Here is a 26,309-nt window from a genome sequence, read left to right as displayed (position 1 = left end):
AACCGCCCGGTTTGCAGTCGAACCTATGCTGGCCGGAAGACAAGGCTGATCCCGTTCAGGCAGTGGCGCTTGCCGGTCGGCTGCGGCCCGTCGTCAAAGATATGGCCCAAATGACTGCCGCAGCGGTGGCAATGCACCTCGGTCCGGGTGACAAACAGTTTGCGGTCCGGCTTGGTGCCGATGGCGTCCGGCAGGCTTTCCCAGAAGCTTGGCCAGCCGGTACCGCTGTCGTATTTCGCTGCGGAGGCATAAAGCGGCAGGTCGCAGCCCTTGCAGTGGTACAGACCTTCGCGGGTTTCCTTGTCGAGCGGACTGGATCCGGCCCGTTCGGTCGCCTCTTCGCGCAGAACCTGAAACTCGGCATCGCTCAGCATCGCCCGCCATTCCGCCTCCGTGCGGGTGACTTCAAAGCCGCCGTCTCCGGCATGACCCCGTGCTGCCAGCAAAGTGGCCGCGGAACCCAGAATGAACGTCCTTCGCTGCATTGCCTTTCCTCCCGTATCACGACGCGCCCGCTCCCGGCCTGTTCCCATTGCAAGGGAATGCTGCCCCAGCCGTCAAGGGCCGGGGCAGCACCGCCCGTTTATGGCGCCGCGGTTACGACTTCGGCAGCATCACGGTGTCGATCACATGGATCACGCCGTTGGACTGTTTCACATCGGCGATGGTAACGGTGGCCACATTGCCGTTTTCATCCACCAGCATCATCTTGCCGTCCGTATAGGTCGCCTGCAGGGTGCAGCCGCCCAGGGTCGGCACCGGGTGTTCGCCGCCATCGTCCTCGATCATGCCTTTCAGCGCCTCGGCCATCACTTCCTTGCCAACGGCGTGGCAGGTCAGGACCTCGGTCAGCGCCTCCTTGTTTTCCGGCTTCAGGAGCGTGTCCACGGTGCCGTCCGGCAGCGCTTCAAACGCGCTGTTGGTGGGGGCAAAGATGGTGAACGGGCCTTCGCCCTGCAGGGTTTCATCCAGGCCCGCGGCCTTGACCGCGGCGACCAGCGTGGTGTGGTCTGCGGAATTGGCAGCATTTTCGACGATATTCTTGTCCGCAAACATTGCCGCGCCGCCCACCTCAGGGTTGCCGGCAAACGCCATGGTCGAGGCCGCAGCAAAGCTCAGGGCGGTCAGCGTGGTTTTGGTAAAGGTCATAGTTTTTAACTCCTGTCAGCAGGGCCGGCTGTTTTGCCCGGCGCTGACAGGAGTCACGTAATGGCGGCCCGGGAAGTTTCACCGCCTGCGGAATTTTTTCAGATTTTTTGCACCGCGCCTGCAGCCAGCACCGCGCCGGTCGGCAGCCCGGTTGGAGAGCCGCCTGCCGGTTCGTCGCTGATGGCAAAGGTGCTGCCGGCAATCTGCGCGGCCAGTTCCGGGGGCACCGCGATGCTGGCCGCGGGTTCCGCCGGCAGCACGCCCAGCGACACCGGCCCCGGCGCGCCTTCGGCTATCAGCCACAGCTCCAGCGCCCGGCCCGGCGCCGCGGCGCCCGCGTGGCGCTCGATCTGCAGCGTTGCGGTTTCCGGCACAAACTGCGCGACAACCACCAGCGAGCGGTCCTCGGCCGCCATTTCCGCCACATAGGACGGCTCGACCGCCGGCGGGGCGGTCACGCGCGGCAGGATGACAATGGCGGCAACCGCCACTGCGGCAGCCAGACCCGCACCCGCGAACCAGCGCCAGACGCCATGGCGGCGGCCGTTGCTGGACGGGAACAGCCGTTCCTCGATACGGGACTTCAGCAGCCGCGGCGGCACTACCGGCTCCACCTCCTCTGCCAAGAGTGCAAGATGTTCTTCCCACTCCCGCAGCAACTGGCGCAAATGCGGCTCCCGCTCCAGCCGCTGTTCGAAGGCCCGCTGCGCCTCTGCTTCCAGAAGATGCAGCGCGTATTCGCCGGCCAGGGCGGCATCTTCGCTATGATCTTCCGGTGCTGTCATCGGCTCAGGCACTCTTTCAGTTTCAGCAGGCTGCGCCGCAGCCAGGTCCGCATCGTGTTCAGCGGCACTGCGTGCTGCGCCGCCAGCTCCTTATAACTGTAGCCCTCCAGGTAGGCGCCCTTCACCGCCTCTGCCCGGCCACCGTCCAATTCATCCAGACAAGCGTTAAGCTGGCGCTGCTCCGAGGCGGCCACCGCCGCCGCTTCAGGGGTCGGGCGGCTGTCCGGGACGCTGCCTGGGTCATCTGTTTCCGCAGGCGCGGATTTCCTCGCTCGAAGCCTGTCAATCGCCAGGTTCCGCGTCAGGGTAATCAGCCATGTCATCGGACTGTAGCCGTTGGCGGCATAGCCGCCGGACTTCTGCCAGATCCTAACATAGACGTCCTGCAAGGCATCCTCCGCTTCGCTTCTGTTCTTCAAGACACGAAGGCAGATCCCGAAAAGTTTCGCGGAGGTTGCATCGTAGAGGCGGGAGAACGCCTCACGGTCACCGAGGCTGGTGCGGGCGATCAACTCCTCAATGTCGCTCCGAGTGGTCATGAAAGCGCGTGTCCCCGGCCAAAGCAATCCTGTCAGTGATCCGGCTCAGCGGCGCACCCACGGCACGGTAGATCGTGACACGCCGCGGCACAAGCCTACCGCGATGACTGCGGCCGGTGTAGCGGCGGCCCGCTCCGAGATCCGAGCCGTGATGTCCCTTTCTCATTCATAGCTTGATTTTTCCGGCGCTACGGAGCTTGGATAAGGACTATGGTCCAGCGGTACCTTGTCTTTATCGTCATTTGCCTGCACGCCGTTCACGCGGCGGCGGCGCACGAGTTCTGGATCGAGCCTCAAAACCACGTTCTCCCGGAAGACGCGCCGATCCGTGCCGACCTCAAGGTCGGCCAGAATTTCTCCGGAGCCGTTTTCCCCTACCTGCCAGACCGGTTCCAGAATTTCACACTGACCGGAGCGCGGAGCACCAGGCCGATTGACAGTGTGATCGGCGATATCCCAGCAGTTAACACGGAGCCTCTTGGGTCCGGGTTGCAGATCATTGCCTACCACTCGGCGGCAGACAGGCTGAAGTTCGATAACATGGACGAATTTTCCGATTACGTGGCTTACGAAGGCAACAGCTGGGCGGTTGCGAAGCATCGCGAGCTCGGATTGCCGGAGAGCGGTTTCACGGAGGCCTACACACGCTGCGCCAAGGCTTTGGTGCAGGCCGGCGCCGGTGCTGGTGGCAGCGACCGCGCAGTCGGAATGCCGCTGGAAATCGTGGCTTTGAACTCGCCCTACGGCGCCACGCCTGCTCAGGCCGTTACGGTAGTGCTGCTCCGGGAGGGAGCGCCAATGGCCGGGCAGCAGATCAACGTCTTTCTCAAAGACGGCCTCAAGAACACTGCAGGAAACCCGCAAAGTTATGTTACCGATGCCGAAGGCCGCGCGCTGATCGACGTGTCGCGGCCGGGGCGGTATCTGCTCAATGCGGTCTGGATGAGGCCGGCCGGTCCCGGCGTCGGCGTTGCATGGGAGAGCTACTGGGCCTCCCTGACTTTCGAGGTCCTCAGCAAGGACTGACTTGATGCCTGGGGCTCCCCGGGCTGCACCGGGGAGGCCCCGATCGCTCAGCGGCGGTCAGCGCCTTGGCCGGCGCTGCCGTTTCCGCCGCGGTTGCCCTGACCATCCGCAGACGCCTGGCCTCCGCGCTGGCCGCCCTGGACACCGCCGGAAACGGCGTTGCCGCCCTGACCTGCGGTCTGCCCGCCTACACTGGGATTTCCGCTGGGCGAACCGTCGCCAACTCCGTTATCGTGCGCCTTGGCCAGCGCCCCGGAACCAGCGCAAATCCCGGCAACGAGTCCGGCCGCAACGATTGTCTTGATTGAACAAGTCATGCTTCCCTCCTTTGTTGAGTCGCAAAGTAGACACGTACAGAAGCAGAAAAAGTTTCAAATGGAGCTGGGAAATAAATGAATGGCGCTCTTCCCATCGCGCTGCGCCTCATGGACTGGTCAACATGAAGAACTCAATCGGCTGGCCGGTTGGGTCGCTGATCTTGAGGAGGTGGATACCCGGCTCTTCGATGATCTCAGGGACTGCACCTCCTGCCTGGGCGATACGGGCTTGCAGCGTCACGAGGTTCCCGGATTGAAGGTAGGGGACCGCACCAGTTCCGGGGACGGCATCGGGAGCGTAGCGCTCTCGTGACACTATGGCGAACCATCCCTCTGCAATATCGAAAGCGATGAAGTCATCGAGCTGAATGACTGGTTTGCGATCGAATAGCGTCCGGTAGAATTTTTCCGATGACGGCATGTCGTCGGTTGGTGGGTGGCCTGATCTGACTGGTCCAGTTTGATTGTTGACCTGCCCCCCGCAAAATCCCTCACCATGAAGTAGAGTCTGCCCAACCTATGTAGGAGCAGACGAATGCGTAAGAGCCGTTTCACTGAGGCGCAAATCATCGGGATGATCAAAGAGCAGGAAGCCGGGATGCCGACAGCGGAGGTGTGCCGTCGGCACGGCCTGAGCCCGGCGACCTTTTACAAACTGAAGTCCAAATATGGCGGCATGGAGGTGTCGGAGGCCGCGCGGCTGAAGGCCCTGGAAGATGAGAACGCCAAGCTGAAGCGGCTGCTGGCGGACACGATGCTCGACAACGTGGTTTTGAAAGACCTGCTGGGAAAAAGCTGACGACACCGAAAGAGCGGCGAGAGGCAGCGCTCAATGCAATGCGGGATCATGACATCTCGCAGCGCAGGGCCTGTCGGCTTGTCGGTGTCGACCCCAAGACGGTCCGGCGCGAACGCCCGCTCGACCATCCCGAGATCCGCCAGGAGATGAAGGAGATCGCTGGCAAACGCCGCCGGTTCGGCTACCGGCGGATCGGCGTGCTGCTTGAGCGAAAAGGCATGATCATGAACCACAAAAAACTCTACCGCCTCTACCGGGAAGAAGGCCTTGCGGTGAAACGGCGGCGGGGCCGCAAGCGTGCCCGGGGCTCGCGAACGCCGATGCCCGAAGCCACACAGCCCAACCAGCGCTGGTCCCTGGATTTCCTGGCAGACAGCTTCGGCGCGTCGCGGAAGTTCCGCATCCTGGCCGTAAACGATGACTGCTGCCGGGAAAACCTGTGCCTGGCCGCGGACACCAGCATTTCGGGTGAGCGCGTTGCCCGGGAGCTGGACGCGCTCGTCCGGATCTACGGAAAACCTGTTTGCGTTGTCAGTGATAACGGCACGGAATTCACCAGCCGGGCAATCCTGAGATGGGCCGACAGGAACGGCGTGGATTGGCATTACATCGATCCCGGAAAACCGCAGCAGAATGCCTTCATCGAGTCATTCAACGGAAGCCTGCGGGACGAGCTTCTCAATGAAGAGCTGTTCGATACCCTGGACGATGCCCGCCGCAAGCTGGCGCTGTGGCGCTACGATTACAACAACGTCAGGCCGCACTCTTCGTTGGGGAACAGAACGCCAAAGCAAGCGCGGCAGGCGCTTGAGCAATTTGAGGGCTCCGCGCCTGCCGCGCTTGCCAAGCCCGAAACCGACGACTACCAAAATCAAACCCGCAGACTCTCGTCATGAGCGAGGGACCCGCGGGGGGCAGGTCATTGTTAGTGCATCATTGGCCTCGGTTCCATCGGGATGATGGCTTCTGGAGCCGGGGGCCTGTAGCCCAATGCACTGTGGGGTCTCTTTGTGTTGTAGTGTTTCCTCCAGCCTTCGATGATGATTTGAGCCTCCTTCACCGAATAGAATATCTCACGGTTGAGCAGTTCGTCCCGCATCCGGGCGTTGAAGCTCTCGACGTAGCCGTTCTCCCAGGGGCTTCCGGGTTCGATGAAAGCGGTCTTAGCCCCGACAGCCTCAATCCAGGCCCGCACGTCATTGGCAACAAACTCCGGCCCGTTGTCGCTTCGAACGTAAGCTGGCGGCCCCCGCAGGATGAACAAGTCCGTCAGGGCATCAATCACGTCGGTCGAGTTGAGTTTCCGCTTCACTCGGATCGCCAGGCATTCACGGCTGACCGAGCTAAGTTTCGCCAGGCGTCCAGAGTAGGCACATCGCCCACTCGGTCCTCTAGCTTCTTCTCTTTTCCAACAGTAGAGGTTGTAAGGTGACGCAGTATGACCTTCAAACTCGGGTTGCTTTCCTACAAATCGACAAAGCTATCAATGCTGGTAACAATATCATCCGAGTTTATCGTGACCCGACCAGAAGTTTCCTTAACTTGTACAGCTTGCAGCGCATTTTTGGCCGCAACAGCGTAGTCCTCAGCCACTTCCAGAAAAAGGAACTCATCCTCTTTCAATTCGGTCCAGGCAAGGGCCGATTGATACACTTGATACACATAACCTCGAAGGGAATCGATGGCTTCTCTAGCTGTATCCCCAACGGGAGTTGTTTCTGGAGGCACTATCTGCTCGACTCGATCATTTTTCTCCCTCAGATTGCGCAACCATTGACTTGGGCGCAAGCACTTGTCGGCGATTGAAGCCCTAGCGCAGTTGACAACGAAAGCCCGCCGGTTCATCGCCGCAAAGGACGTTCTACGGCAAAGCGAACTACAAGCTCTCGCCCGACCTGGAAGCAACCCCGTCGCGGCTATTCGTCAGGCAAGAGGTCCGCTTTGGGTTGACCACCGGTCAAATGCCCCTGCAGAATCCAAACTAGGCGGCGACGGCTGCTATGGGCTCCGCAGCAGACTTGCGGCACTGCAGAACAGAAATCTCATGAGACGTTGCCTGAAGGTCGGCTTCCGACGTCTCGCCATGTCCGGCCCGCGCCAGCAGCGAATGACCGGAGTCCGCTCTGCACGTCGAGGACCGGCCGCAGTGCTGCGCCCTGGGCGGAGGTCCGCACCGGGCTGGCTCCCATCATACCGGGGAGCACCCGAGATCCACTCTGTCATCCAAGGTGGTGGTCTGGTCACCGCGACGCCGCAAGGCGGCAGTGAGCCCAAAGTGCCGGATGCTGCGTGGCGCTACAACGTCTCCTGATGCGGCGGAACGCAGGCGAGCCGACATGGTGCCCTTTTCAATTTAAGTCTCCAGGCGCAACTCCACGTGTCTTCGAATACGTTTCGTTGCCATCCCGGTTTATCAACTCGTAATGATACACGTGTGATGAGATTCCCTTTTCCTTATCTTGGACCAAGTGGTGAGAGAATCTCCTCAAGAAGTAGAAAACTGTCTTCATTTAACTTCATTATGTCGCACTTATCAAAGCCCCCGCCAGCAACGATATCTGTAGGATGAATTTCAGAATCGCACTCGACTGTTTTTGGAACAACCACTTCGTCAATCGTTTGAGCCAATCTGTGGGTCAGTTTCCAGCCTAGAGGCAATTCCAATTGGCGAGGACTAATTAAGCTTTCCACCAGACGGTGATCCGGGTGTGGGATGCAAGAGCCCGGAAGATCGCATATGTGCCCATACACTCGCATCACTGACAGATCACCGCGTGATTCCCGTGTCTTCAGCATCGTTGTAACTGGGTCGGAGAAGAACGCTTGCGAAAAATTGGTGCCAGGCAAATCAACAGATCGTACGAAAATGTACGTTATAGAAAATGGGATTGAACAACCCCAGTCGGCATGACCCATAGGGTCTTCGAGGTACCTGTACTCATCGCATTCGCCAAGACCGCCAAGCGTCTCAAGCATCATTGCGATATCCAAACCCGTGGATGCGCTAATATTTTCGAAGTAACCCCCATCTGCCAGCACGACATTTCCAAACCTCACCGTTGGTGTGATCCAGGGAAAGCTTGCGCTTGCCACGGTCGCGTCGCCGATATCAAAGTCACGGAAATCACCCTCACCTTCTAGCTCAATTGAAAACAACGAAGCATCGGCTGTTGACTCGAAGTTAAACGGCGAGAACACGAGGCGATTGCCTGTTTCGATATTTGTCGCCACAGGCATCAAAGCGGGTCCTAGTGTGGGTGGGTTGGGGGCTTCCATAACGTCATTAGTTGGATCATCTTGCCACTGTGTTGTCTGCATTACTTCGCCGAAGTAGGCACCCATAAAGCTCTTTAAGAATCCCTCGCTTCCTTCAATTAAGGGATCATTTGAAAGCGAGAACTTTAGTGCAGTGCTTCGGTTGAAAGTCCAATAATTTGTCCAAGAGATCCGGCGAGTGATGTCCAAGAACAGGAACGCTCCAACAACTGGGGACAGGTGATCTTGAAGCATTTTTTCGGTTGCGCGGCTTGTTGACTCAGAACACCCACCGGTCAGCACTTCATCCTTTTTAGACATTTCTTCATTGTAGAACATGCCATTACCCACGGCTCCTCCAGAAACTCCAATAAGCGCGAAAATATGCTCCGAGAAAGCGCCGCACCTCTCCTGGGCTTTATGAAGAAAGGAATATGCGTGAGCGGCCGCATAGATGCCACCTCCTTCTGTTGCCACAATGAAAACCGGATAGGGCCTTTGCTTTTCACGGTAAAAGTCCAGATCACGCCTACTTAAAAGCCAATCTCTGAACGCCGCAGAAATGTGAAGAAGTGGGTATTCCCCATCATCCAGGACTTCTAGTTCTGCCTCATTTCGGATTTCGTTAAAAACAGCACCGCTCAAAAACAAGGCTGCTACGAGTGCAAACGGTAGTTTTCCGACCAGCCAAAGACCAGCTAGAAAGATCGTCGTCAAAAAGATAAATAAGTACAAAGTAAAAGAGTCCCCACCGTTCGGCTAAAGTCGACCGGATTTTCGAGCAGCTGAGCAATCACGAACGAATGCACGAGCACTGAGAAAGAAAGAAGAATCAGACCTGATTCCCGTCGGCGCAACTGAAAATACCGAACCACTTTGGCGACGGCTACCGAAATACACAAAAGGGCCCCAAACAACAGAAGCAACTGTGGATAGATTGGGTTGGCGGAAATAACCAGTAGAGCTGGCATCTGAAGCATGACCAGGGCTATCCATTGCCACCAATTCCTAAGCGAAGGCCCAAGCGCTATAAAGAAGAGGGTGCCAGACATTGAACCAATTGCCATGAGGCAACCCAACTCCAAGGAAGAGGATGAAAGAAAAAGAGCTTCAAGTTGCAGGTTTTTCTGTATTGGCAGCAGAGCTAAAAGAAACCAGCCCAGAACACCGATAAACAGTAACATCAGATCGCGCGACTTGACGCGTTCAATAAATTGAGCGGCCAAGGAAGACTGGTGAGTACGCTCCGTCATGCCTTCCATGCTAGGCTAGCTGCAAAACAGTGACAAACAATATTAGGCCAGCTGGCTACCTTGTCAGTTGACATTGGAGCGAACGCAGCGAAAGCTAACTAAGTCCCGTTCTGCAACCGTTAGGTAGACGGGCCCCGAACGCTCGTGTTGCTACTCTGATCCCCTGGTAGGCTTGCTAAGGTTTGCTTGGCGACCGACGACCACCGTCAGGTGCTCTGAGAAGGCACCAAACAGTCCTGGAGGGCGGGAAGCTCCATCTCAGCCATATAGGGCGCCCTGAGCGCCCTACCGGGCCTGCATTGCGCCTGAAACCTCTAACCCACCGACAGTCCACAGTTCGCCCCGCTCATGGCGAGTACAGCAGCCAGAACAGAAATTACGAATAGCCAGTAGAGCAAGAAACCCAACCATCAACTCAAGCGGGAGATTTTCGCAGCCTTCGGCTTCCACCTCTCTCCTAGCGTGTGCCAGAACCAAAACTATGGGCAATTTGCGCAAAAGTATGGGTCAAAAACACGCTTTTGGGCGATCCTACAATGAGCCTAGAAGTCCAGGTTCTCGACGCTGAGGGCGTTCTTCTGGATGAATTCGCGGCGCGGTTCTACAACGTCACCCATCAGTTTGGTGAACAGATCATCCGCCTCGACCATATCATCGATGCGCACCTGCAAGAGGGTGCGGGCGTCCGGGTCCAGAGTGGTTTCCCAAAGCTGATCGGGATTCATTTCGCCCAGGCCTTTGTAGCGCTGCAGGGAGAGGCCCTTTTCGCCTTCCTCCAAAATCGCTTTTAAGAGGCCCAGCGGGCCGTGAATTATCTGACTGCGGTCGCGGCGGACCAGCTGAGCCGTGGTGCCGTAGACTTCCTGCAGGCTCTGCGTGAAGCTGCCGGTCTTGCGGGCCTCGCCGGAGCGCAGCATCGGGCCGTCCAGGGTACGCACTTCCTCGACACCGCGCAGGATGCGGGCCAAGCGGATGCCGTGGTCCTGTGTGATCCGGCCTTGCCAGCCGCGCTCATACTCCAGCGCAATGGCGTCCAGCCGCGCGGCGACCTTGTCGGCAACGCCCTGCAGGTCGGAATCCACCGCACCGGGCACAAAGGCGCCGGCCACTGCGGCTTGCTCCAGGATGTGGCGCGGGTAATGTGTCGGGAAGGCATCCAGAACACGCTTGAGCTGGCGCGCCTCATCCACAACGCGGGTGAGGTCGGCGCCGGCCATTTCAGACCCGTCGCCCAGCTTCAGAACCGCCCCGTCGACGCCCTGACTGATCAGGTAGTCGTCCAGTGCCGCCTGGTCCTTGAGGTACACCTCGGACTTGCCGCGCGCGACCTTATAGAGCGGCGGCTGCGCGATATAGAGATAGCCGCCCTCAATCAGCTCCGGCATCTGCCGGTAGAAGAAGGTGAGCAGCAGGGTGCGGATGTGGGCACCATCGACGTCCGCGTCGGTCATAATGACGATTTTGTGGTATCGCAGCTTTTCGATGTTGAACTCATCGCGGCCGATTCCGGTACCCAGGGCCATCACCAGGTTGCCGATCTCCTGGCTCGACAGCATCCTGTCGAAGCGCGCGCGCTCCACGTTCAGGATCTTGCCGCGCAGGGGCAGGATCGCCTGGGTCATCCGGTCCCGCCCGGTTTGGGCGGAGCCGCCGGCCGAGTCACCCTCGACCAGGAAGACTTCGGTCTTGGAGGGATCTTTCTCGGAACAGTCCTTGAGCTTGCCTGCCAGATAGTTCACGTCCATCGCGGTCTTGCGGCGGGTCAGCTCGCGCGCCTTGCGGGCGGCTTCGCGCGCCAGCGCTGCCTCAACGATCTTTCCAACGATCTGCTTGGCCTGGTTGGGGTTTTCCTCAAACCATTCGGCCAGCTTTTCACCCATCAGGCTTTCGACTACCGGGCGCACCTCGGAGGAGACCAGCTTGTCCTTGGTCTGGCTGGAGAATTTCGGGTCCGGCACCTTGACTGACAGCACGCAGGTCAGGCCTTCGCGGGCGTCGTCGCCGGTGAAGGACACCTTCTCCTTCTTGGCGATGCCGGAAGACTGGGCGTAATTGTTGATGGTCCGGGTCAGCGCGCCACGGAAACCGGCCACATGGGTGCCGCCATCGCGCTGCGGGATGTTATTGGTGAAAGGCAGAACCGTCTCGTGATAACTGTCATTCCACCACATGGCGATCTCAACGCCGATCTCGTCCTTTTCACCGATAATGTAGACCGGAGCCTCCATTACCGGGGTCTTGTGGCGGTCGAGGTATTTGACGAATTCCTTGACGCCGCCCTCATAGAACAGCTCAGTTGTCAACTTCTCAGCCGGGCGTTCATCTTCCAGGATAATCCGCACACCAGAGTTCAGGAATGCTAGCTCGCGCAGGCGTTTTTCCAGCGTTTCAAAGGAGTATTCCAGGTTCGAGAAGGTATCCGTCGACGCCATAAAGCGGACTTCGGTACCGGTCTGATCTCCGCAATCGCCAACCACCTCCAGATGCTTGACCGTGTCACCGCGCTCAAACCGCGCAACGTGCTCCTTGCCATCACGCCAGATGCGCAATTCGAGCCAGTCAGACAATGCGTTCACCACGGAAACGCCCACGCCGTGCAGACCGCCCGACACCTTGTAGGAGTTCGAGTCGAATTTCCCGCCCGCGTGCAGCTGCGTCATGATGACCTCGGCCGCCGAGACGCCTTCTTCCTCGTGGATGCCCACCGGAATCCCGCGGCCGTTGTCGCTGACCGAGACGCTGGAATCGGCGTGGATCTTGACGGTTACGTGGTCGGCGTGGCCCGCCAGAGCCTCGTCAATGCCGTTGTCCACAACCTCATACACCATATGATGCAGGCCCGAGCCGTCATCCGTGTCCCCGATGTACATGCCGGGGCGTTTTCGCACCGCCTCCAAGCCTTTGAGAACCTTGATGGAATCCGCGCCATATTCTGCGGGGGCCTGCTCGTTTCCGGACATTCACATCTTCCTGTCTTAGCTTCGGGATTTTATACGAAACCTGACCGGGATTGTCACGCGCAAGCCCCCTTTTTTCTTGGCAGAATCAGGCCGCTTTGGCCCCCAGTCCGCCCGCTGCCGCCAGCCAGGTTTTGACCTTGGCCTCCGGCGCATCCGTGGCCGGCGCAAATGTGGTGAAGCGCGTGGGTTTGATGCCGACAAAACCAAGGATCTGGCGGCTGATGAACTTCTTTACCGCATTGCCGTAGAACAGCCGCAAGAGCAGCGCAGGAGTGTCCGACGTAAGCAGCACCCGGGCTGTCTTGCCGGACAGCATCGGGGCAGGCAACCCCGCGAAATTGACATTACGGGTATCAAAGGCCCGCCCTGGCAGCAACGCCCGGTCAAACACCGCCTTCAGCTTGGCTGGCACTGCGCCCCACCACAGCGGAGAGGCCATCACCACATGCTCGGCCCACTCCAAGTCCTCCAGGAACGTCGCCAGGTCCGGCTCCAAGGGTTTCGGGTTCTGATACCCGCCCTGCCCGTAATCCATATCGAATTGCATCTGCGAAATGTCATGGCAGCGCACTTGATGACCGTTTTCCACAGCCGCAGCCTGATAAGCAGCGCACAGGGATTTCGACAGGGAGGTTTGGCCGGGATGGCCGTTCAGAATCAAGATTTTCCGGGCAGACATTTCACGCTCCATTAGCTAAGTTGACCGCGGTCACTTTATTGAATTAAAAATGACCGCGGTCAATTATAAAAATGACCGCGGTCAATAACGAGATCGTGAGGCTGAGACATGACACGTGCACCGCAGAAACGGCGGCTGGAAACCCGGGCGAAACTGCTGGAAGTGGCAGCCGACATCGTACAGGAGCAGGGCTACAGCGGATTGCGGGTGGAGGATGTGGTCGCCCGCGCCGGTGTCGCCAAGGGCACTTTGTTTTCGCATTTCCAGGACAAGGACGGGCTGTTGGCCGTGCTGATCGGGGGGGAGGTTATGCGCCTGCTGGACGGGATGGAAGCGGGTGGCCCCCCCCAGGATGCGGCTGAACTGACCACCCGGCTGGCACCGCATCTGGACTACGTCGGCCAGGATCGGGTGATCTTCGATTTGCTGCTGCGCTACTCTGGCACCACGGCGGCAGAACCGGACGAAGTGGTTACCGCAGGCTTCCTCCGCCAGGTCGCCCTGCTGACCCGCTGGCTGCAGGTTCTGCAGGCAGCAGGCCGGATCCGCTGCGATCAGCCGCCTGAACTTCTGGCCGAAGGCATTCAGGCTTTCCTGAACCACGTCCTGGGCGTTTGGTTCTGCATGGAGCACGATGATGAAACGCCGCCTGCCAGGGGGCTTGAACCCTACCTGCAGGCCTGGCTGCAGCCCGCCCCTTAGGTGAACGGGATCACCAGACCGACGCAGATCAGCAGCCCGCCGGAGACCAGGTTGATCCGCCGGCGGATCCGGGTGGAAGTTACCGCGCGGCGCACGCGGTGCACCATCCCTGCCAGTGCGAGGTTGCCCAGAAGCGGCACCAGAAAGGAAAGGGTGACGATCGCCGCAACGTCGCTCCAGGAGATGCCTGACAGGTCAAAGAACCCGGGCAGCACGCCCATGTAGAACAGGATCGCCTTGGGGTTTCCGAGGATCACCGCGATACCGGCCATGAAACCCGCCCAGATGCCGGGACGGGTCAGGGCGCGGTTTTCCTCCACAGCGTCGCCGGCGTGGCGGATCAGCAGATACCCCATCCCTATGAACATCCCGCAGGCGACCCAGCGCAGCACGGTCATGATGCCCTCGATTTCCGAGACCACCCAAGACATACCCGCCACCGCAATCAGCGGCCAGAAGATGTCGCCGCAGGCGACGCCAACTGCCAGCGGCCAGGCCGCCGGAAACCCGCCAGAAACCGAGCGCGCCATCAATGCCAGCCACACCGGACCGGGAGTCAGGAACAGGATCAGCAAGGCACCGGCGTAAAGCGCCAGGTCCCACGGCGTGACGGTCATTTCTGGGAAACCTCCGATACACCTTCGTTTTCCGACACTTCCAGCACCTGCGCCCGGCCGCCCAATTCGGCAAACAGCTCCGGGCCGGTGCCCGTCATCCAGGCCTGGGTTCTTATGGCGCAGATCTCGTCATAAAGCGCGGCACGGCGGCCCGCATCCAGATGGGCCGCAACCTCATCCAGCAGCAGGATCGGCGGCGCGCCCTCGCGCTGCGCCAGTGCCCGGGCGTTGGCCAGGATCAGCGACACCAGCAGCGCCTTCTGCTCGCCGGTGGAACAATCCCTGGCCGGGATGCCCTTGGCCTGAAATGTACCGATCATGTCGGTGCGGTGCGGCCCCACTAGGGTGCGGCCTGCAGCCAGGTCGCGAAACCGGCTTTCCTCCAGCGCCTCCTTAAAATCGCCTTCGGTGGAAGGCATGCTGCCCTCCGACTGCATCAGTTCCAGTTCCGCAGCGGGGAAGGCGGTTTCCGCTTCCGTCTGCGCCAATTGCAGCAGCTCCACTGCTTGCGCCCGTGCAGTATGGATCCGGTGGCCAGCGGATGCCATCCGGTCTTCCAGAACCCGGTACCACGCGGCGTCACGGATCTGCTCCTTCAACAGCCGGTTGCGTTCGCGCATCGCCTTTTCATACGCCAGAGAGGCCTCAGCATGGGCCGGCTCGAAACTCAGTGCGATCCGGTCCAGAAACCGCCTCCGCCCCTCGGCAGCTTCGATCCACAGCCTGTCCATTGCGGGGACCAGCCAAACCACCCGGGCCACCTGCCCCAAAGCGATCTGACTCGCGGATTTATTGTCGATCTTCACCTGCCGGGCATTGCCGCCCTCGGACCAGGTTTCCACTTCATAGGTCTGAGAGGGCGCCTGCAACTCGCCTTTCAGCTTCCAGCCAAGGGCCTCCGGCTGGCGCGCCATCTCCGCAGCGCTGGCCCGGCGCAGGCCGCGGCCGGGGGACAACAAAGATACTGCTTCCAGGATGTTGGTCTTGCCCGCGCCGTTGTTACCGTAGATCGCCACCGGGCGCCCATCCAAACGCATTTCCGCCCGCAAATGCGAGCGGAAATGGGACAAGACGAGTGAAGTCAGAGCCAGCACGCGGGAGCTCCCCTGTTCTTCTGGCCAAAAATATTCCCGCCGGAGGCAGCGCCGTCAGGAGCTTCAGACCCGCATCGGCATTACGACAAAAACGGCGCTTTCGTCGTTGCCTTCGCGCATCAGCGTCGGATCGCCGGAGGAGTTGAACATAAATACGGCATTCTCGCGGTCCACCTGGTTGGCGATTTCCAGCAGGTACTTGGCGTTGAAGCCGATTTCCAGCCGCTCGTCATTGTAGGCGACCGCCAGCTCTTCCTCGGCGGCGCCGCTGTCAGGTGCGTTCACCGACAGGATCAGGCGGTCCTCCTCCAGCTGCAGCTTCACTGCGCGGGATCGTTCGGAGGAGACGGTGGCAACCCGGTCAACAGCCTGTGCGAACTCAGCCGCGTCCACTTCCAGGCGGCGGGTATTGCCGGCCGGGATCACACGGGTGTAGTCGGGGAAGGTGCCGTCGATCACCTTGGAGGTCAGAGTGATGTTCGGAGTAGCGAAACGCACCTTGGTTTCCGAGACAGAGACCGCGATGTCCATGTCATCATCATCAAGAAGCTTGCGCAGCTCACCCACGGTCTTACGCGGCACGATGACGCCGGGCATATCCTCTGCACCCAGCGGCAGTTCTGCGTCGATACGGGCCAGGCGGTGGCCATCGGTGGCAACGGCGCGCAGCGCCTTGCCGCCTCCAGCACCAGCGGAGACATGCAGGTAGACACCGTTCAGGTAATACCGGGTCTCCTCAGTAGAGATTGCAAATTTCGACTTGTCGAACAGGCGGCGCAGCACAGCGGCCTTGGCAGCAAAGTTGGAGTGATACTCCGACGACGCCATCACCGGGAAATCCTCGCGCGGCAGGGTCGCCAGCGAGAAGTTGGAGCGCCCGGCCTCGACCGCCAGGCGGCCGGTTGCGGCATCAGCGGTCAGGGTAACCAGCGCGCCGTCGGGCAGCTTGCGGACAATCTCGTGCAGGGTGGTGGCGGCCACGGTGGTGGCGCCGGCGCGCTCCACCTGGGCGGGGGCCTTGTCGACGACCTCAATATCCAGATCGGTGGCACGGAACTGGACGCTGTCGCCCTCGACTTCGATCAGCACATTCGCCAGGATCGGAATGGTATTGCGGCGCTCGACCACAGACTGCGCCTGGGCCACGGCCTTGAGAAGCGTGCCGCGTTCGATGCTGATCTTCATGTCCCAAATCCTCTTCGTCAGGCCCCTGTCAGTGGCCGGGACAAGCAACCTACCTGTTTGCCCCTGCCGTACAAGGCTTTTTATGGATTTCTCCAAGGGATTTCGGGCGGGGTCAAGAGGCCGCGGGCAGCTTGGCTGCCAAAGCAGAAGAAACGTTGCAGCATAACCCAAAGCTGTCCCCGCAGGGCCACAAGCAGAATACGCCCCGGCGGAGCCGCCGGGGCGTGGTACGGACAGTATACGCTTTGGAGAGGTGCTTAGGCCTTCACCCGCTCCGATTTCGGATCGTACATTGGCTTCAGGGAGGCTTCTGCCTTTACCTTCACGCCGCAGACGTCGATTTCATAGGTAGAGCCCAGCACATCCGCCGCGCTTTCGCCCTCGCACGGCACATAGCCCATGCCGATAGCGGCGCCCAGCGTGTGGCCGTAGTTGCCGGAGCTGAGGTAGCCCACATATTTGCCGTCGCGGATGATCGGCTCATTATGGAACAGCAGCGGCTCAGCATCGGTCAGCTTGAACTGAAGCATGCGGTTTTTGGGGCCGGTTTCCTTGCGCTCCAGCACCGCGGCCTTGCCGATAAAGTCACCCTTGCCGGTGGCAACCGCAAAGCCGAGGCCCGCATCGATCACGTTATCCTCGCAGGTGATGTCGTGGCCGAAGTGGCGGAAGCCCTTTTCGATCCGGCAGCTGTCCATCATGTGCATGCCGCAGAGCTTGAGCCCCATGTCCTGGCCAGCTTCCCAAAGGGTTTCGAACGCGTGGCCTGCCATGTCGGCGCCGACATAGATTTCCCAGCCAAGTTCGCCCACATAGGTTACGCGGTGCACACGGGCCAGCCCCATGCCCAGCTCGATCTCCTGCGCAGTACCGAAAGGATTCACCTCGTTCGAAAAGTCGTTCGGCGAGACCTTCTGAAGCAACTTGCGCGCATTCGGGCCCATCACCGCCAGCACACCCTCGCCTGCGGTCACATCGGTGATCACCACGCGGTGGTCGCCCACGTTGCGCATCATCCAGGTCTGGTCGGACAGTCGTGTCACTGCCGGGGTCACCACCAGATAGGCGGTCTCGCTCAGGCGGGTCACGGTCACATCCGCCTCGATCCCGCCGCGCGGGTTCAGGAACTGGGTGTAGACGATCTTGCCTGAGGGAACCGAGACATTGGCACCGCAGATGTAGTTCAGGAACTTCTCCGCATCCGGCCCTTCAACACGGATCTTACCAAAGGAAGACATGTCGTACATGCCGACATTTTCGCGGACGGCCTTGTGTTCTGCCGCGGAATTCTCAAACCAGTTCTGACGCTTCCAGCTGTACTGGTACTCGCGCTCCTGGCCGTCGTTGGCAAACCAGTTGGCTCGTTCCCAACCGCCGATCTCGCCCATCACCGCGCCCTGCTCCAGCAGGTGGTGATGGAACGGGGTGCGGCGCACGCCGCGGGCGGTTGCCTTCTGGCGGTAGGGGAAGTGGTCAGCATACAAGAGACCCAGGGTCTCTTTGGAGCGCTCAAACAGGTAGTGCTTGTTGCCCTGGAACGGGTGCATCCGGGAGATATCCACATCACCGAGGTCAAACGGTTTCTGGCCATCTTCCATCCACTGCGCCAGCGCCATGCCGGCGCCGCCTGCGGACTGGATGCCGATCGAATTAAAGCCCGCAGCCACCCAGAAGTTGTCCATCTCCGGCGCCAGGCCGAGGTGATAGGCATCATCAGGAGTGAAGGATTCGGGGCCGTTGAAGAACGTGTGGATACCGGCCTCAGCCAGCATCGGCATCCGGTTGCAGGCAGCTTCCAGGATCGGCTCGAAGTGATCGAAGTCTTCTGGCAGCTGGTCGAACTCGAAACTGTCGGGGATGCCGTTCATCGCCCAGGGTTTGGCGTTGGGTTCAAAGGCACCCAACAGGATCTTGCCAGCGTCTTCTTTGTAATAGGCACATTCGTCCGGGACACGCAGCACCGGCATCTGGGTTAGGCCGGAAATGCCCTCGGTCACGATGTAGAAATGCTCACAGGCGTGCAGCGGCACGTTGACCCCTGCCATCCGGCCAACCTCATGCCCCCACATGCCGGCGCAGTTCACTACCATATCGGCTTCAATATGGCCCTGAGCCTCGCCATCGTCGCTGGCCCAATCCACGCCGGTTACGCGGCAGCCCTGCTTTGCAATGCCGGTGACTTTGATCCGCTCCTTGACCAGCGCACCGCGCTGGCGGGCGCCCTTGGCCAGGGCGAGGGCGATGTTGGCAGGATCCGCCTGGCCATCAGTCGGCAGCCAGACGCCGCCGGTCACGCCGTCCAGGTTAATGTGCTCGTAGCGTTCCTTGACCTCCTTGGGCGACAGCTCCTCAACCGGCACACCAAAGGCACGGGCCATGGCGGCGTTGCGGTAGAGCTCCTCAAGCCGCTCATTGGTCAGCGCAGCAGACACCGAACCCACCTGGCGCATGCCGGTAGCAACCCCGGTTTCACCCTCAAGCCCCAAGTACAGCTCAGCCGAATAGCGTGCGAGCTTGGTCATGTTGGAGGAGGCGCGCAGCTGGCCGATCAAACCCGCGGCATGCCAAGTGGTGCCGGAGGTCAGCTGCTTGCGTTCCAGCAGCACCACATCCTTCCAGCCGAGCTTTGTCAGGTGATAGGCCACCGAGCAGCCGATCACACCTCCGCCGATAATCACCACACGTGCCTTGTTGGGAAGATCGCTCATGTCATCGCTCCTGAATGAGGGTTTGCGCCTGATTATCACAAGCAGGCGGCGCAAAATGCATCAAAAACGCCAGACTCCTGGGGCTATTCTCCGGCCTTGAGTTTTTTTTCCGAGCCGTCCTCACCCAGTCGGCGGCGTTTGCGCAGGGCGAAAGGCGTGATGCCGAAGAAGCTCTTGTAGAGGCTGGAAAATCCGTTTGGAAACCCGCAGGCGAGGCCGATTTCACGCACGCTCATCGTCGTATTGAGCAACAGGTTGTTAGCTTTGGAGAGCCGCATTTCCCGGTAGAAACCATTGGGAGTTGTGCCCAGAAAGGTCCGGAACTTGCGTTCCAGAGAGCGGGTGGAAATACCCAGTTCATCGACGATGTCACTGATCGGAACCGGATCCTCGATATTGTCCTGCATGATGCGGATGCAGTGGTCCAGGTCGCTGTCGCCGGTGATGGTCGGCTTGGCGCCGGCAAAGGGCTGCAGCGAGGAGAAATCGCGCACCTGTTCGTGCAGCATGATGTTGCCCACGGTCATCTGAGCCGCGGCAGAGGTGAGCCGTCCGACCAGTGACAGAATGATGTCAACGGTGGACCCCATGCCGGCACAGGTCACCACCAGCCCGTCCTCGCTGGCCAGCGCGTGACTGGAGTCGTTCAGTCCCATCCGCTCGCGCAGCAGGGCGGAGTTTTCCCAATGCGTCGTCAGCCGCCCGGCCGCGCCGCCCTGGTCGCGGATGTAGCGCGCCGCAGCCTCGGCCAGCAGGTAGACTTTGATATCTCGGCAGGTGTAACTGGAGATCACCCGACCCAGGCTGAGGCTCGGATGATCCGGGTCCGAGTTGCCAAGAAAGAAGGCGAAATCCGCATCCGGCTTGGGCGCGAAGGGTTCAGTATCCACGCTAAGACCCGCCCGGCAGCCAACCCTGCCGCCCTGCAGCGACCGGACGGTCCATTTGAACGGCGGCTGGGCCAGCACACGGTTGGCGATCCGCAGCACCTCCAGAATCGCCGACATCTCGATCAGGACAAAACCTTCGGTGACGATAATATCGATGTTCCAGACCCGGGCCGGGTCAGCCGCATTGAGTTTTTCCGGAGCTGTCACACTGATGCCCTCCCTGGTCAGACTATCCGATGCCCGGCCGCGCGCAGCTGGCGGGCCAGTTCGGTGATATGGTCCGGGCCGACTTCGCAGCAGCCACCAACGATAGTGGCGCCTTGGGCAACCCAGCCCATGGCAAATTCCGCGTAGGCCTTGGGCCCAAGGTCTTGGCGCTGCTCCAGTGCGTCCACCGTGGGCGCGTCTTTCAGGAAACCTTCAGATATCCGGGTGAAGCCGTTGGCAAAGGCACCGAAGGGCTTGCCGAAACTTTTGACGATTTCCAGGCCTGCGCCGATGACCTCGGGGCGCGAGCAGTTAAGCAGCACCGCCTCCGGCTGGAATTCGTCAACCAGCGGCGCGAGGTTCGCAAGCAGCTCGCCGGAGCGCAGCAGCGTCCCGTCCTCATCCGAGACGGAGGCCGCCAGCCACACTGGTTTGCCCGTGCCTATGCAGCCAAGCAATGCGCCCTTGGCGTGTTCAACGGAGGAGACGGTTTCGATCAGGAACAGATCTGTCTGCGGCTCCAGCAGTTGAACAAGCTCTGCGTAGACAGGTGCGGCCTCCTCGTGGGGCGGGCAGATGTCCGGGCGGTAAGATGCAATCAGCGGGCCAAGCGCTGCGGCAACGCGGCCCCAGCCATGCGCGTCCCGTGCCGCGGTTGCCTGTGCGGTGGCCTTGGCCAGCAATTCCTCGAAATGGTCTTCGATCCCGGCCCGGGCCAACCGATCGCGTAAAACGGCATAGGTGTTCATGGTGGCAATCGTGGCCCCTGCGGAATAGTAGTCGGCGTGAATGCGGCCGACAACATCCGGCTTTTCAATCATCACGGAGGTTGACCACAGCGGCGTTGCCCGGTCTCCGGAGCGTTTGACGACCTCCTGCCCGATCGAGCCGTCAAGAAGAACGATTTCTGTCATGGGGCCTCCTGAGGGGGGATCAGGACCAGTTTGCCCGGAAACGCCTTGCTCATGAAATCCGCCTGTGCCCGGGCAATGTCCTGCAGGGGATAGGTTGCCGAGACCAAGGGGCGGATAGCGCCGGAATTGATCAACTCCACCAGTTCGGCAAAGACAGCTCGCGGGCAGAAGGTACAGCCGTGAATGGTGATGTCGCGCAGGTAGATTTCGCGCAGGTCCGCGGTCACGACCGGACCGGCAATGGCACCGGAAACTGCGTAATGCCCGCCGGGCCGCAGCGCCTGTATCAGGGCGGGCCAGGCCGGGCCGCCGACCACGTCGATGACGGTGTCGAAATAGTTTTGTGCAGGAGTTTCTTCGCGGTCGATGATGCTGCCCGCCCCCATCGCGGTCACTGCATCTGCCTTGGCAGGCGATGTCTGGCCAGTGACATGCGCACCGAGATGGGTTGCCAGTTGCACCGCTGCCAGCCCGACCCCGCCGGATGCGCCGGTCACCAGCACCCGCTGGCCAGCATCGACACCGGCATTGTGCAGCAGGTTCCAGGCGGTTCCATAGGCACAGGGCATCGCCGCAATCTCGGTATCCGACAGGGGGGAGGCGCTGACGTCGAACAGCTCTGCCGCCTCGGTAAGGCAGTACTGCGCGAATGCGCCGTCAAGCTCGGACCCCAGGGCGACGAAAGCAACGGGGTTGTCCGGCTTGGGCCTCGGTATGTTGATTTGGCTGGTGACCCGCTGCCCCACGTGGAAGTCACCGGCATCTGGGCCGGTCTGAACCACCACGCCGCACAGGTCGCCGCCTTGGATGCGGGGAAAGCTCAGGGCGCCGCCCCAGCCGCCGGCCTCGACCTCTGCGTCATCGCCGACCGCATCCGTGGCCCCCGTCACATCCGGCGAATACCAGCCGGTCCGGGTGTTGATGTCCGTGTTGTTGACGCCGGCCGCCAAGACCTTGACCAGCACCTGACCCGGTCCAGGGACCGGAACAGGAATATCTTCACGCCATTCAAGCGCGTCCGGCCCGCCATGCCGGATTAAACAGACGCCTTTCATCATCCAGGCCATCGCTGAAGCCTCCTGAATTAAGCGTGACGGGCCGAACGTAACATATCAAGCGCGCAGGCGCTCGTTGGCCGGATCCCACAGCGGTTCGTCCTTCTGAACCACCGCACGGCACTTCTCACCGTAAATCTCGACCTCCAGCTCCGTACCCGGCACTGCCAGTTCGCTGCGCACCATGCCCAGCGCAATGGAGGCACCCACGCGGTAGCCCCAATCGCCCGAGGTGGTTTCACCCACGATCTCGCCATCCTTCCAGATGCAAGACATGTAGGGCGCATCCGCATCACCGGCCTCGACAATCAGGGTGACGAAAGATTTCTTCACGCCCTGCTGCTTTTCGCTCTGGATCGCGGCCTTGCCGGGGAAGTCCTGCGGCTTGTCCAGTTTGACGAACCGCTCCAGTCCGCCCTCAAGCAGCGAGTAATCGGTGCTGAGATCGCCCTTCCAGGTGCGGTAGCCTTTCTCGATACGCAGGGAGTTCAACGCATACATGCCGAACGGCTTGGCGCCGCCTGCCAGCAGGGCGTCGTAGATTGCCGGCTGATGCTCGTTGGCGCAGTGCACCTCCCAGCCCAGCTCACCAGCATAGGACACCCGCGCCAGGAAGGCGGGTTTGCCCGCGACCGAAGCTTCCTGATGGGTCAGCCAGCCCAGGGACAGATCCGCGTCGGAGATGCCCGCGAACAGCTCCCGCGATTTCGGACCGGTAACGATCATGGTCGCGAATTCGGTGGTGCGGTCGGTCAGGGTCAGGCCTGCGGGCAGCGCCTTCTTCAGGATCTCGAAGTCGTGCCACTGGGCCGAGCCTGCGGTGATCATGGTAAAGTGGTCTTCGCCATGACGGACACACGACATCTCTGTCAGGATGCGGCCGCGATCGTCCGAGAAGTAGACCAGGTTCATCCGGCCCACCTTGGGCAAACCGCCAGTGACCAGGCCGCGCAGGAATTCGGCGGCACCGTCGCCTTCCAGGTTGAAGCGGGAGAAGCCCGGCAGGTCCAGAACGCCGACGCCATCGCGGACCGCTTCGCATTCTTCCTTAATGCGCTGCTGCCAAGGGCCGGAGCGGCCCCAGGTGTGGGTGGCTTCCTCGGAGGTGTCGTCACCTTCCTTGGCAAACCAGTTGGCACGCTCCCAGCCATTGTAAGCGCCCATCACGCCGCCCAGTTCTTTGATCTTGGCATGGACCTGGCTGACCTTCTTGTCGCGGGCGGCAGGCCATTCATGGTGCGGGAAATGCATGGCGTATTCGTTGCCGTAGACTTCCATGCCTTTCTGGTCGCAGTAGTCCTGGTCGGTGTAGTCGGTGTAGCGGCGCGGATCGACCGCCCACATGTCCCACTCGGTCTGGCCGTCGACGATCCATTCTGCCAGCACCTTGCCGGCGCCGCCGCCCTGGGCGATGCCAAAGGTAAACACACAAGCCTCAAACGCGTTGTCGACACCCGGCATCGGTCCGATCAGCGGCAGGCCGTCGGGGGCGTAGGGGATCGGACCATTGATCACGCTGGAAACGCCGGAAGAGGACATCAGCGGCACGCGTTCCATGGCGTCGGTTACGATGTCCTCGATCCGGTCCAGATCGTCCGACCACAGCTGGAACGAAAAGTCGTCCGGCATCTGGTCGTCCTCGGTCATCCAGTGGCCTTTGCAGTTCGGCTCATAAGGGCCAAGGTTGTAGCCATTCTTTTCCTGGCGCAGGTAGTAAGACACATCCACGTCGCGGATCAGCGGCAGCTTCTTGCCATGGTCCTTGCTCCAGGCTTCCACCTCAGGGATCTGCTCAGTCAGCAGGTACTGGTGGCTCATCACCATCATCGGAACTGTGCGGCCGCCGTAGTCCTTGAACCACTCTCCCACACGCTGGGCATAGTAACCGGCGGCGTTCACAACGTAGTCGCATTCGATGTCGCCCTTTTCGGTGTGCACCACCCAGGTCTTGTCTTCCTTTTGGGTCACACCGGTTGCCGGGCAGAAACGGATGATCCTCGCGCCCATGTCGCGCGCGCCCTTGGCCAGTGCCTGCGTCACCTGTGCCGGGTCGATGTCGCCATCCGACGGATCCCACAGCACGCCTTCCAAATCGTGGGTCTCAAGGAACGGATAGTTTTCCTTGGCTTGCTCCGGGGTCCAGATTTCCATCCCGATGCCTTGGTAACGGCCCATGGAGCAGGCACGCTCGAACTCCTGCATCCGTTCCTTGCTGTGCGCCAGGCGGATCGAGCCGGTCTGATGGTAGTTCATCGGATAATCGACCTCCTCGCCAAGGCGGGAATACAGTTCGGTCGAATAGCGCTGCATGTTCATGATCGACCAGGAGGTCGAGAAGGTCGGGACGTTGCCCGCCGCGTGCCAGGTTGAGCCGGCCGTCAGCTCGTTCTTCTCCAATAGTACGCAATCGGTCCAGCCTTTTTTGGCCAGATGATACAGCGACGAGCAGCCGATGACGCCGCCGCCGATAATGACCACACGGGCCTTGGTTGGAAAATCAGACATGTTCGCTCCCTAGTCTCAGTCTTCTTGCGGCACGCCGTCCGCAATCCGGTAGTAGTCGCCCTTGGAGGCGGTAAAGATGTGCTTTTCGACGCTGAGACCGGTGTTCCCGTCGACAGCGCCCAAAGCGAAACTGGTGTTGTCTTCTCCCGCCCCCTTCCAGAACAGGAAAGATCCGCAGCGCGGGCAGCTGCCGCGTTTGGCCTTCGGTGTAGCCTCGAACCAACTCACCGGACCGGTGATCGTGAGGTCCTCGTTGCGCACCTGCGCAGAGGCCCAGGTGCCCCCCGACTGCTTGCGGCACTGATTGCAATGGCACATCGACGCGTTCCGCGGTTTGGCCGCGGTTTCAAACCGGATGTCGCCGCAGAGGCAGGATCCCTTCATCATCGTTGCCCCCCTAATAGACCGGCGGCGCGATCACCCAGACGGCCACTGCGGGTTCGTCGTAGGGGTTCGACCATTGATAGGGCTCATGCTTTATCCGGAAGCTGTCACCGGGACCGACGGTGAAACTGCGGCCACCAATCAGCAGATCCAGCTTGCCAGAGATCAAATAGCCGACCTCCTGTGTCGGCCGGTTGGCCGGCGTCTGCATCCGCGAATGGGGCTGGAAAGTGGAGTGCACCATCTCAAAATCGTCGGTAAGGTCGGGAGAGAGCAACTCTTCGATCAACCCCTCCTCGCCTGACCCCATCGGCCGGCGGGAGCCAGCTCGCACGATGTATCCGTGCTCCTCCGCCGGAGCGCCAGAATGCGCAAACAGCATCGACATCGGCACACCCAGCGCCTCGGCAATCTGCCGCAGGTCGGAGATCGAAGGCTCGGACATGTCGCGTTCAACCTGGCTCAGCCAGCCGACCGAGCGGTTCAGCATCGCGGCAATATCCGACAGGGTCAGCCCGCGCGCCTTGCGCAAGGCCCGGATATCCGCCCCCAGTGTCGCCGTTGCCACCGTCTGATCGTTCACCGGCTCTCTCCCCGCTCCGTGAAAAAATCGTCTCGTTTTTCACGATGGACCGAGTTCGTGAAATTTTCAAGCATTTTTTCACGAGCCGGAAGGATGCCATGAAAAAACCCAGCGCGTTCGGGCGCCGGGCGGCATTTTTTCTGGTCTATAGCCCCTTGGGGTAAGGCCGCGAGGCCGGGGGGCAAAGCCCCGGATATGCGAATCAGCCGCGGCTGAACACCTGCCGCAGGATTGCCTCCAGCTGGTCAGCATCTTCCTGGGTGAAGGCATCGGGCTGGTCGCTGTCGATGTCAAACACCCCGATCAGATCCCCGGCGCCGTTCCAGACCGGCAGCACCAGTTCCGAGCGGGTGGAGGAGGCACAGGCGATATGGCCCGGGAAGGCATCGACATCCGGCACCAGCTGCACCTCTCCGGTGCGCGCGGCGGCGCCGCAAACACCGCGAGAGAACGGGATCTGCAGGCAGCCATGGCCGCCCTGATAAGGCCCGATCTTCAGCAGCTCCGGCGCCACGGCGCGGTAGAAGCCGGTCCAGTTGAAGCGGCCGTCCGCGTGGTGCACCTCGCAGGCCACGGTGGCCATCAGCGCCACCTCATCCGTTTCGCCTTCGGTCAGCGCCGCGATGGTCTTGGCCAAGGTTTCGTATTCAACCTGCATGTGCAGCTCTCCTGAAACGTATTGAGGGGGCTGTCTGCCCCCTCT

At 60.7% G+C, this 26,309-nt stretch carries 25 protein-coding genes and 1 pseudogene; 3 read left to right on the top strand and 23 right to left on the bottom strand.

What is annotated here, in order from left to right:
- Window positions 1-23: 23 nt before the first annotated feature.
- The 4 genes from msrB to AC5STB_RS07585 all read right to left on the bottom strand — a co-directional run bounded on the left by msrB (window position 24) and on the right by AC5STB_RS07585 (window position 2,473).
- Window positions 24-485, bottom strand: a complete 462-nt coding sequence (gene msrB / locus AC5STB_RS07600; protein ID WP_495442349.1) for a peptide-methionine (R)-S-oxide reductase MsrB — start codon at window positions 483-485, stop codon at window positions 24-26.
- A 112-nt stretch (window positions 486-597) separates the two neighbouring features.
- A complete protein-coding gene (locus AC5STB_RS07595) occupies window positions 598-1,149 on the bottom strand; it encodes a fasciclin domain-containing protein (RefSeq protein ID WP_495442348.1) in 552 nt (183 codons plus the stop codon).
- 98 nt (window positions 1,150-1,247) lie between these two features.
- Window positions 1,248-1,934: an anti-sigma factor gene (locus AC5STB_RS07590; protein ID WP_495442347.1), complete on the bottom strand. Its 687-nt coding sequence runs from the start codon at window positions 1,932-1,934 to the stop codon at window positions 1,248-1,250.
- Window positions 1,931-2,473: a sigma-70 family RNA polymerase sigma factor gene (locus AC5STB_RS07585; RefSeq protein ID WP_495442346.1), complete on the bottom strand. Its 543-nt coding sequence runs from the start codon at window positions 2,471-2,473 to the stop codon at window positions 1,931-1,933. Before AC5STB_RS07585 ends, AC5STB_RS07590 begins: the two co-directional genes overlap by 4 nt.
- Before the next feature lie 210 nt (window positions 2,474-2,683).
- On the opposite strand from AC5STB_RS07585, the gene AC5STB_RS07580 reads away from it, so the two are divergent.
- Entirely contained in the window at window positions 2,684-3,499 is an 816-nt protein-coding gene (locus tag AC5STB_RS07580; RefSeq protein ID WP_495442345.1) for a DUF4198 domain-containing protein, read from the top strand.
- Between the two features lie 47 nt (window positions 3,500-3,546).
- Here the strand turns inward: AC5STB_RS07580 and AC5STB_RS07575 are convergent, their stop codons facing one another.
- Together AC5STB_RS07575 and AC5STB_RS07570 are read right to left on the bottom strand one after the other, a co-directional pair.
- Window positions 3,547-3,816: a hypothetical protein gene (locus tag AC5STB_RS07575; RefSeq protein WP_495442344.1), complete on the bottom strand. Its 270-nt coding sequence runs from the start codon at window positions 3,814-3,816 to the stop codon at window positions 3,547-3,549.
- Between the two features lie 106 nt (window positions 3,817-3,922).
- On the bottom strand, window positions 3,923-4,237 hold the full coding sequence (locus AC5STB_RS07570; RefSeq protein ID WP_495442343.1) for a VOC family protein: 315 nt from the start codon (window positions 4,235-4,237) through the stop codon (window positions 3,923-3,925).
- 114 nt (window positions 4,238-4,351) lie between these two features.
- On the opposite strand from AC5STB_RS07570, the gene AC5STB_RS07565 reads away from it, so the two are divergent.
- A protein-coding gene (locus tag AC5STB_RS07565; RefSeq protein WP_495441156.1) for an IS3 family transposase occupies window positions 4,352-5,511 on the top strand; the annotation gives its coding sequence in 2 pieces (ribosomal slippage) (window positions 4,352-4,610 and window positions 4,610-5,511; 1,161 coding nt in all).
- Window positions 5,512-5,540: 29 nt separating this feature from the next.
- Here the strand turns inward: AC5STB_RS07565 and AC5STB_RS07560 are convergent.
- From AC5STB_RS07560 to AC5STB_RS07535, 6 genes and pseudogenes are all read right to left on the bottom strand, one after another.
- Window positions 5,541-5,951, bottom strand: a pseudogene (locus tag AC5STB_RS07560) (integrase core domain-containing protein); the annotation flags it as partial.
- A 128-nt stretch (window positions 5,952-6,079) separates the two neighbouring features.
- The gene (locus AC5STB_RS07555) at window positions 6,080-6,460 is read right to left on the bottom strand and encodes a hypothetical protein (RefSeq protein ID WP_495442342.1); all 381 of its coding nucleotides are present in this window, start codon (window positions 6,458-6,460) and stop codon (window positions 6,080-6,082) included.
- Between the two features lie 609 nt (window positions 6,461-7,069).
- Window positions 7,070-8,587 (bottom strand): patatin-like phospholipase family protein, encoded by a 1,518-nt coding sequence (locus tag AC5STB_RS07550; protein ID WP_495442341.1) that lies wholly within the window; start codon window positions 8,585-8,587, stop codon window positions 7,070-7,072.
- Window positions 8,584-9,132 carry a hypothetical protein gene (locus AC5STB_RS07545; RefSeq protein WP_495442340.1) on the bottom strand — a complete coding sequence of 183 codons (549 nt, stop codon included), beginning with the start codon at window positions 9,130-9,132 and terminating at the stop codon, window positions 8,584-8,586. The genes AC5STB_RS07550 and AC5STB_RS07545 overlap by 4 nt, the downstream gene beginning before the upstream one ends.
- A 533-nt stretch (window positions 9,133-9,665) precedes the next feature.
- Complete coding sequence (gyrB, locus tag AC5STB_RS07540) at window positions 9,666-12,083, bottom strand: DNA topoisomerase (ATP-hydrolyzing) subunit B (protein WP_495442339.1); 2,418 nt, start codon at window positions 12,081-12,083, stop codon at window positions 9,666-9,668.
- Between the two features lie 85 nt (window positions 12,084-12,168).
- Window positions 12,169-12,762: an NAD(P)H-dependent oxidoreductase gene (locus AC5STB_RS07535; protein WP_495442338.1), complete on the bottom strand. Its 594-nt coding sequence runs from the start codon at window positions 12,760-12,762 to the stop codon at window positions 12,169-12,171.
- A gap of 108 nt (window positions 12,763-12,870) precedes the next feature.
- On the opposite strand from AC5STB_RS07535, the gene AC5STB_RS07530 reads away from it, so the two are divergent.
- A complete protein-coding gene (locus tag AC5STB_RS07530) occupies window positions 12,871-13,464 on the top strand; it encodes a TetR/AcrR family transcriptional regulator (protein ID WP_495442337.1) in 594 nt (197 codons plus the stop codon).
- On the opposite strand, the gene AC5STB_RS07525 is transcribed toward AC5STB_RS07530, so the two are convergent.
- The 11 genes from AC5STB_RS07525 to AC5STB_RS07475 form a co-directional block, all read right to left on the bottom strand.
- Complete coding sequence (locus AC5STB_RS07525; RefSeq protein ID WP_495442336.1) at window positions 13,461-14,081, bottom strand: LysE family translocator; 621 nt, start codon at window positions 14,079-14,081, stop codon at window positions 13,461-13,463. The two genes, AC5STB_RS07530 and AC5STB_RS07525, sit on opposite strands and share 4 nt — an antisense overlap.
- Entirely contained in the window at window positions 14,078-15,175 is a 1,098-nt protein-coding gene (recF, locus tag AC5STB_RS07520) for a DNA replication/repair protein RecF (protein WP_495442335.1), read from the bottom strand. The genes AC5STB_RS07525 and recF overlap by 4 nt, the downstream gene beginning before the upstream one ends.
- Before the next feature lie 63 nt (window positions 15,176-15,238).
- Window positions 15,239-16,360: a DNA polymerase III subunit beta gene (gene dnaN, locus AC5STB_RS07515; protein ID WP_495442334.1), complete on the bottom strand. Its 1,122-nt coding sequence runs from the start codon at window positions 16,358-16,360 to the stop codon at window positions 15,239-15,241.
- Window positions 16,361-16,617: 257 nt separating this feature from the next.
- Complete coding sequence (locus AC5STB_RS07510; protein WP_495442333.1) at window positions 16,618-19,068, bottom strand: GcvT family protein; 2,451 nt, start codon at window positions 19,066-19,068, stop codon at window positions 16,618-16,620.
- Between the two features lie 83 nt (window positions 19,069-19,151).
- On the bottom strand, window positions 19,152-20,171 hold the full coding sequence (locus AC5STB_RS07505) for a GlxA family transcriptional regulator (protein ID WP_495444576.1): 1,020 nt from the start codon (window positions 20,169-20,171) through the stop codon (window positions 19,152-19,154).
- 11 nt (window positions 20,172-20,182) lie between these two features.
- Window positions 20,183-21,079: a homocysteine S-methyltransferase family protein gene (locus tag AC5STB_RS07500; protein ID WP_495442332.1), complete on the bottom strand. Its 897-nt coding sequence runs from the start codon at window positions 21,077-21,079 to the stop codon at window positions 20,183-20,185.
- Window positions 21,076-22,146 (bottom strand): alcohol dehydrogenase family protein, encoded by a 1,071-nt coding sequence (locus AC5STB_RS07495; protein ID WP_495442331.1) that lies wholly within the window; start codon window positions 22,144-22,146, stop codon window positions 21,076-21,078. The genes AC5STB_RS07500 and AC5STB_RS07495 overlap by 4 nt, the downstream gene beginning before the upstream one ends.
- A gap of 45 nt (window positions 22,147-22,191) precedes the next feature.
- On the bottom strand, window positions 22,192-24,639 hold the full coding sequence (locus tag AC5STB_RS07490) for a GcvT family protein (RefSeq protein WP_495442330.1): 2,448 nt from the start codon (window positions 24,637-24,639) through the stop codon (window positions 22,192-22,194).
- Between the two features lie 15 nt (window positions 24,640-24,654).
- A complete protein-coding gene (locus AC5STB_RS07485) occupies window positions 24,655-25,026 on the bottom strand; it encodes a GFA family protein (RefSeq protein WP_495442329.1) in 372 nt (123 codons plus the stop codon).
- 10 nt (window positions 25,027-25,036) lie between these two features.
- The gene (locus AC5STB_RS07480) at window positions 25,037-25,606 is read right to left on the bottom strand and encodes a helix-turn-helix domain-containing protein (protein WP_495442328.1); all 570 of its coding nucleotides are present in this window, start codon (window positions 25,604-25,606) and stop codon (window positions 25,037-25,039) included.
- A gap of 202 nt (window positions 25,607-25,808) precedes the next feature.
- Complete coding sequence (locus AC5STB_RS07475; RefSeq protein ID WP_495442327.1) at window positions 25,809-26,264, bottom strand: GAF domain-containing protein; 456 nt, start codon at window positions 26,262-26,264, stop codon at window positions 25,809-25,811.
- Window positions 26,265-26,309 lie beyond the last annotated feature (45 nt).

Source organism: Leisingera sp. CC-HEC093, assembly GCF_059429195.1.
The sequence above is the reverse complement of the archived record's forward strand: the minus strand, read 5'-3'. Positions and strand labels throughout refer to the sequence as shown.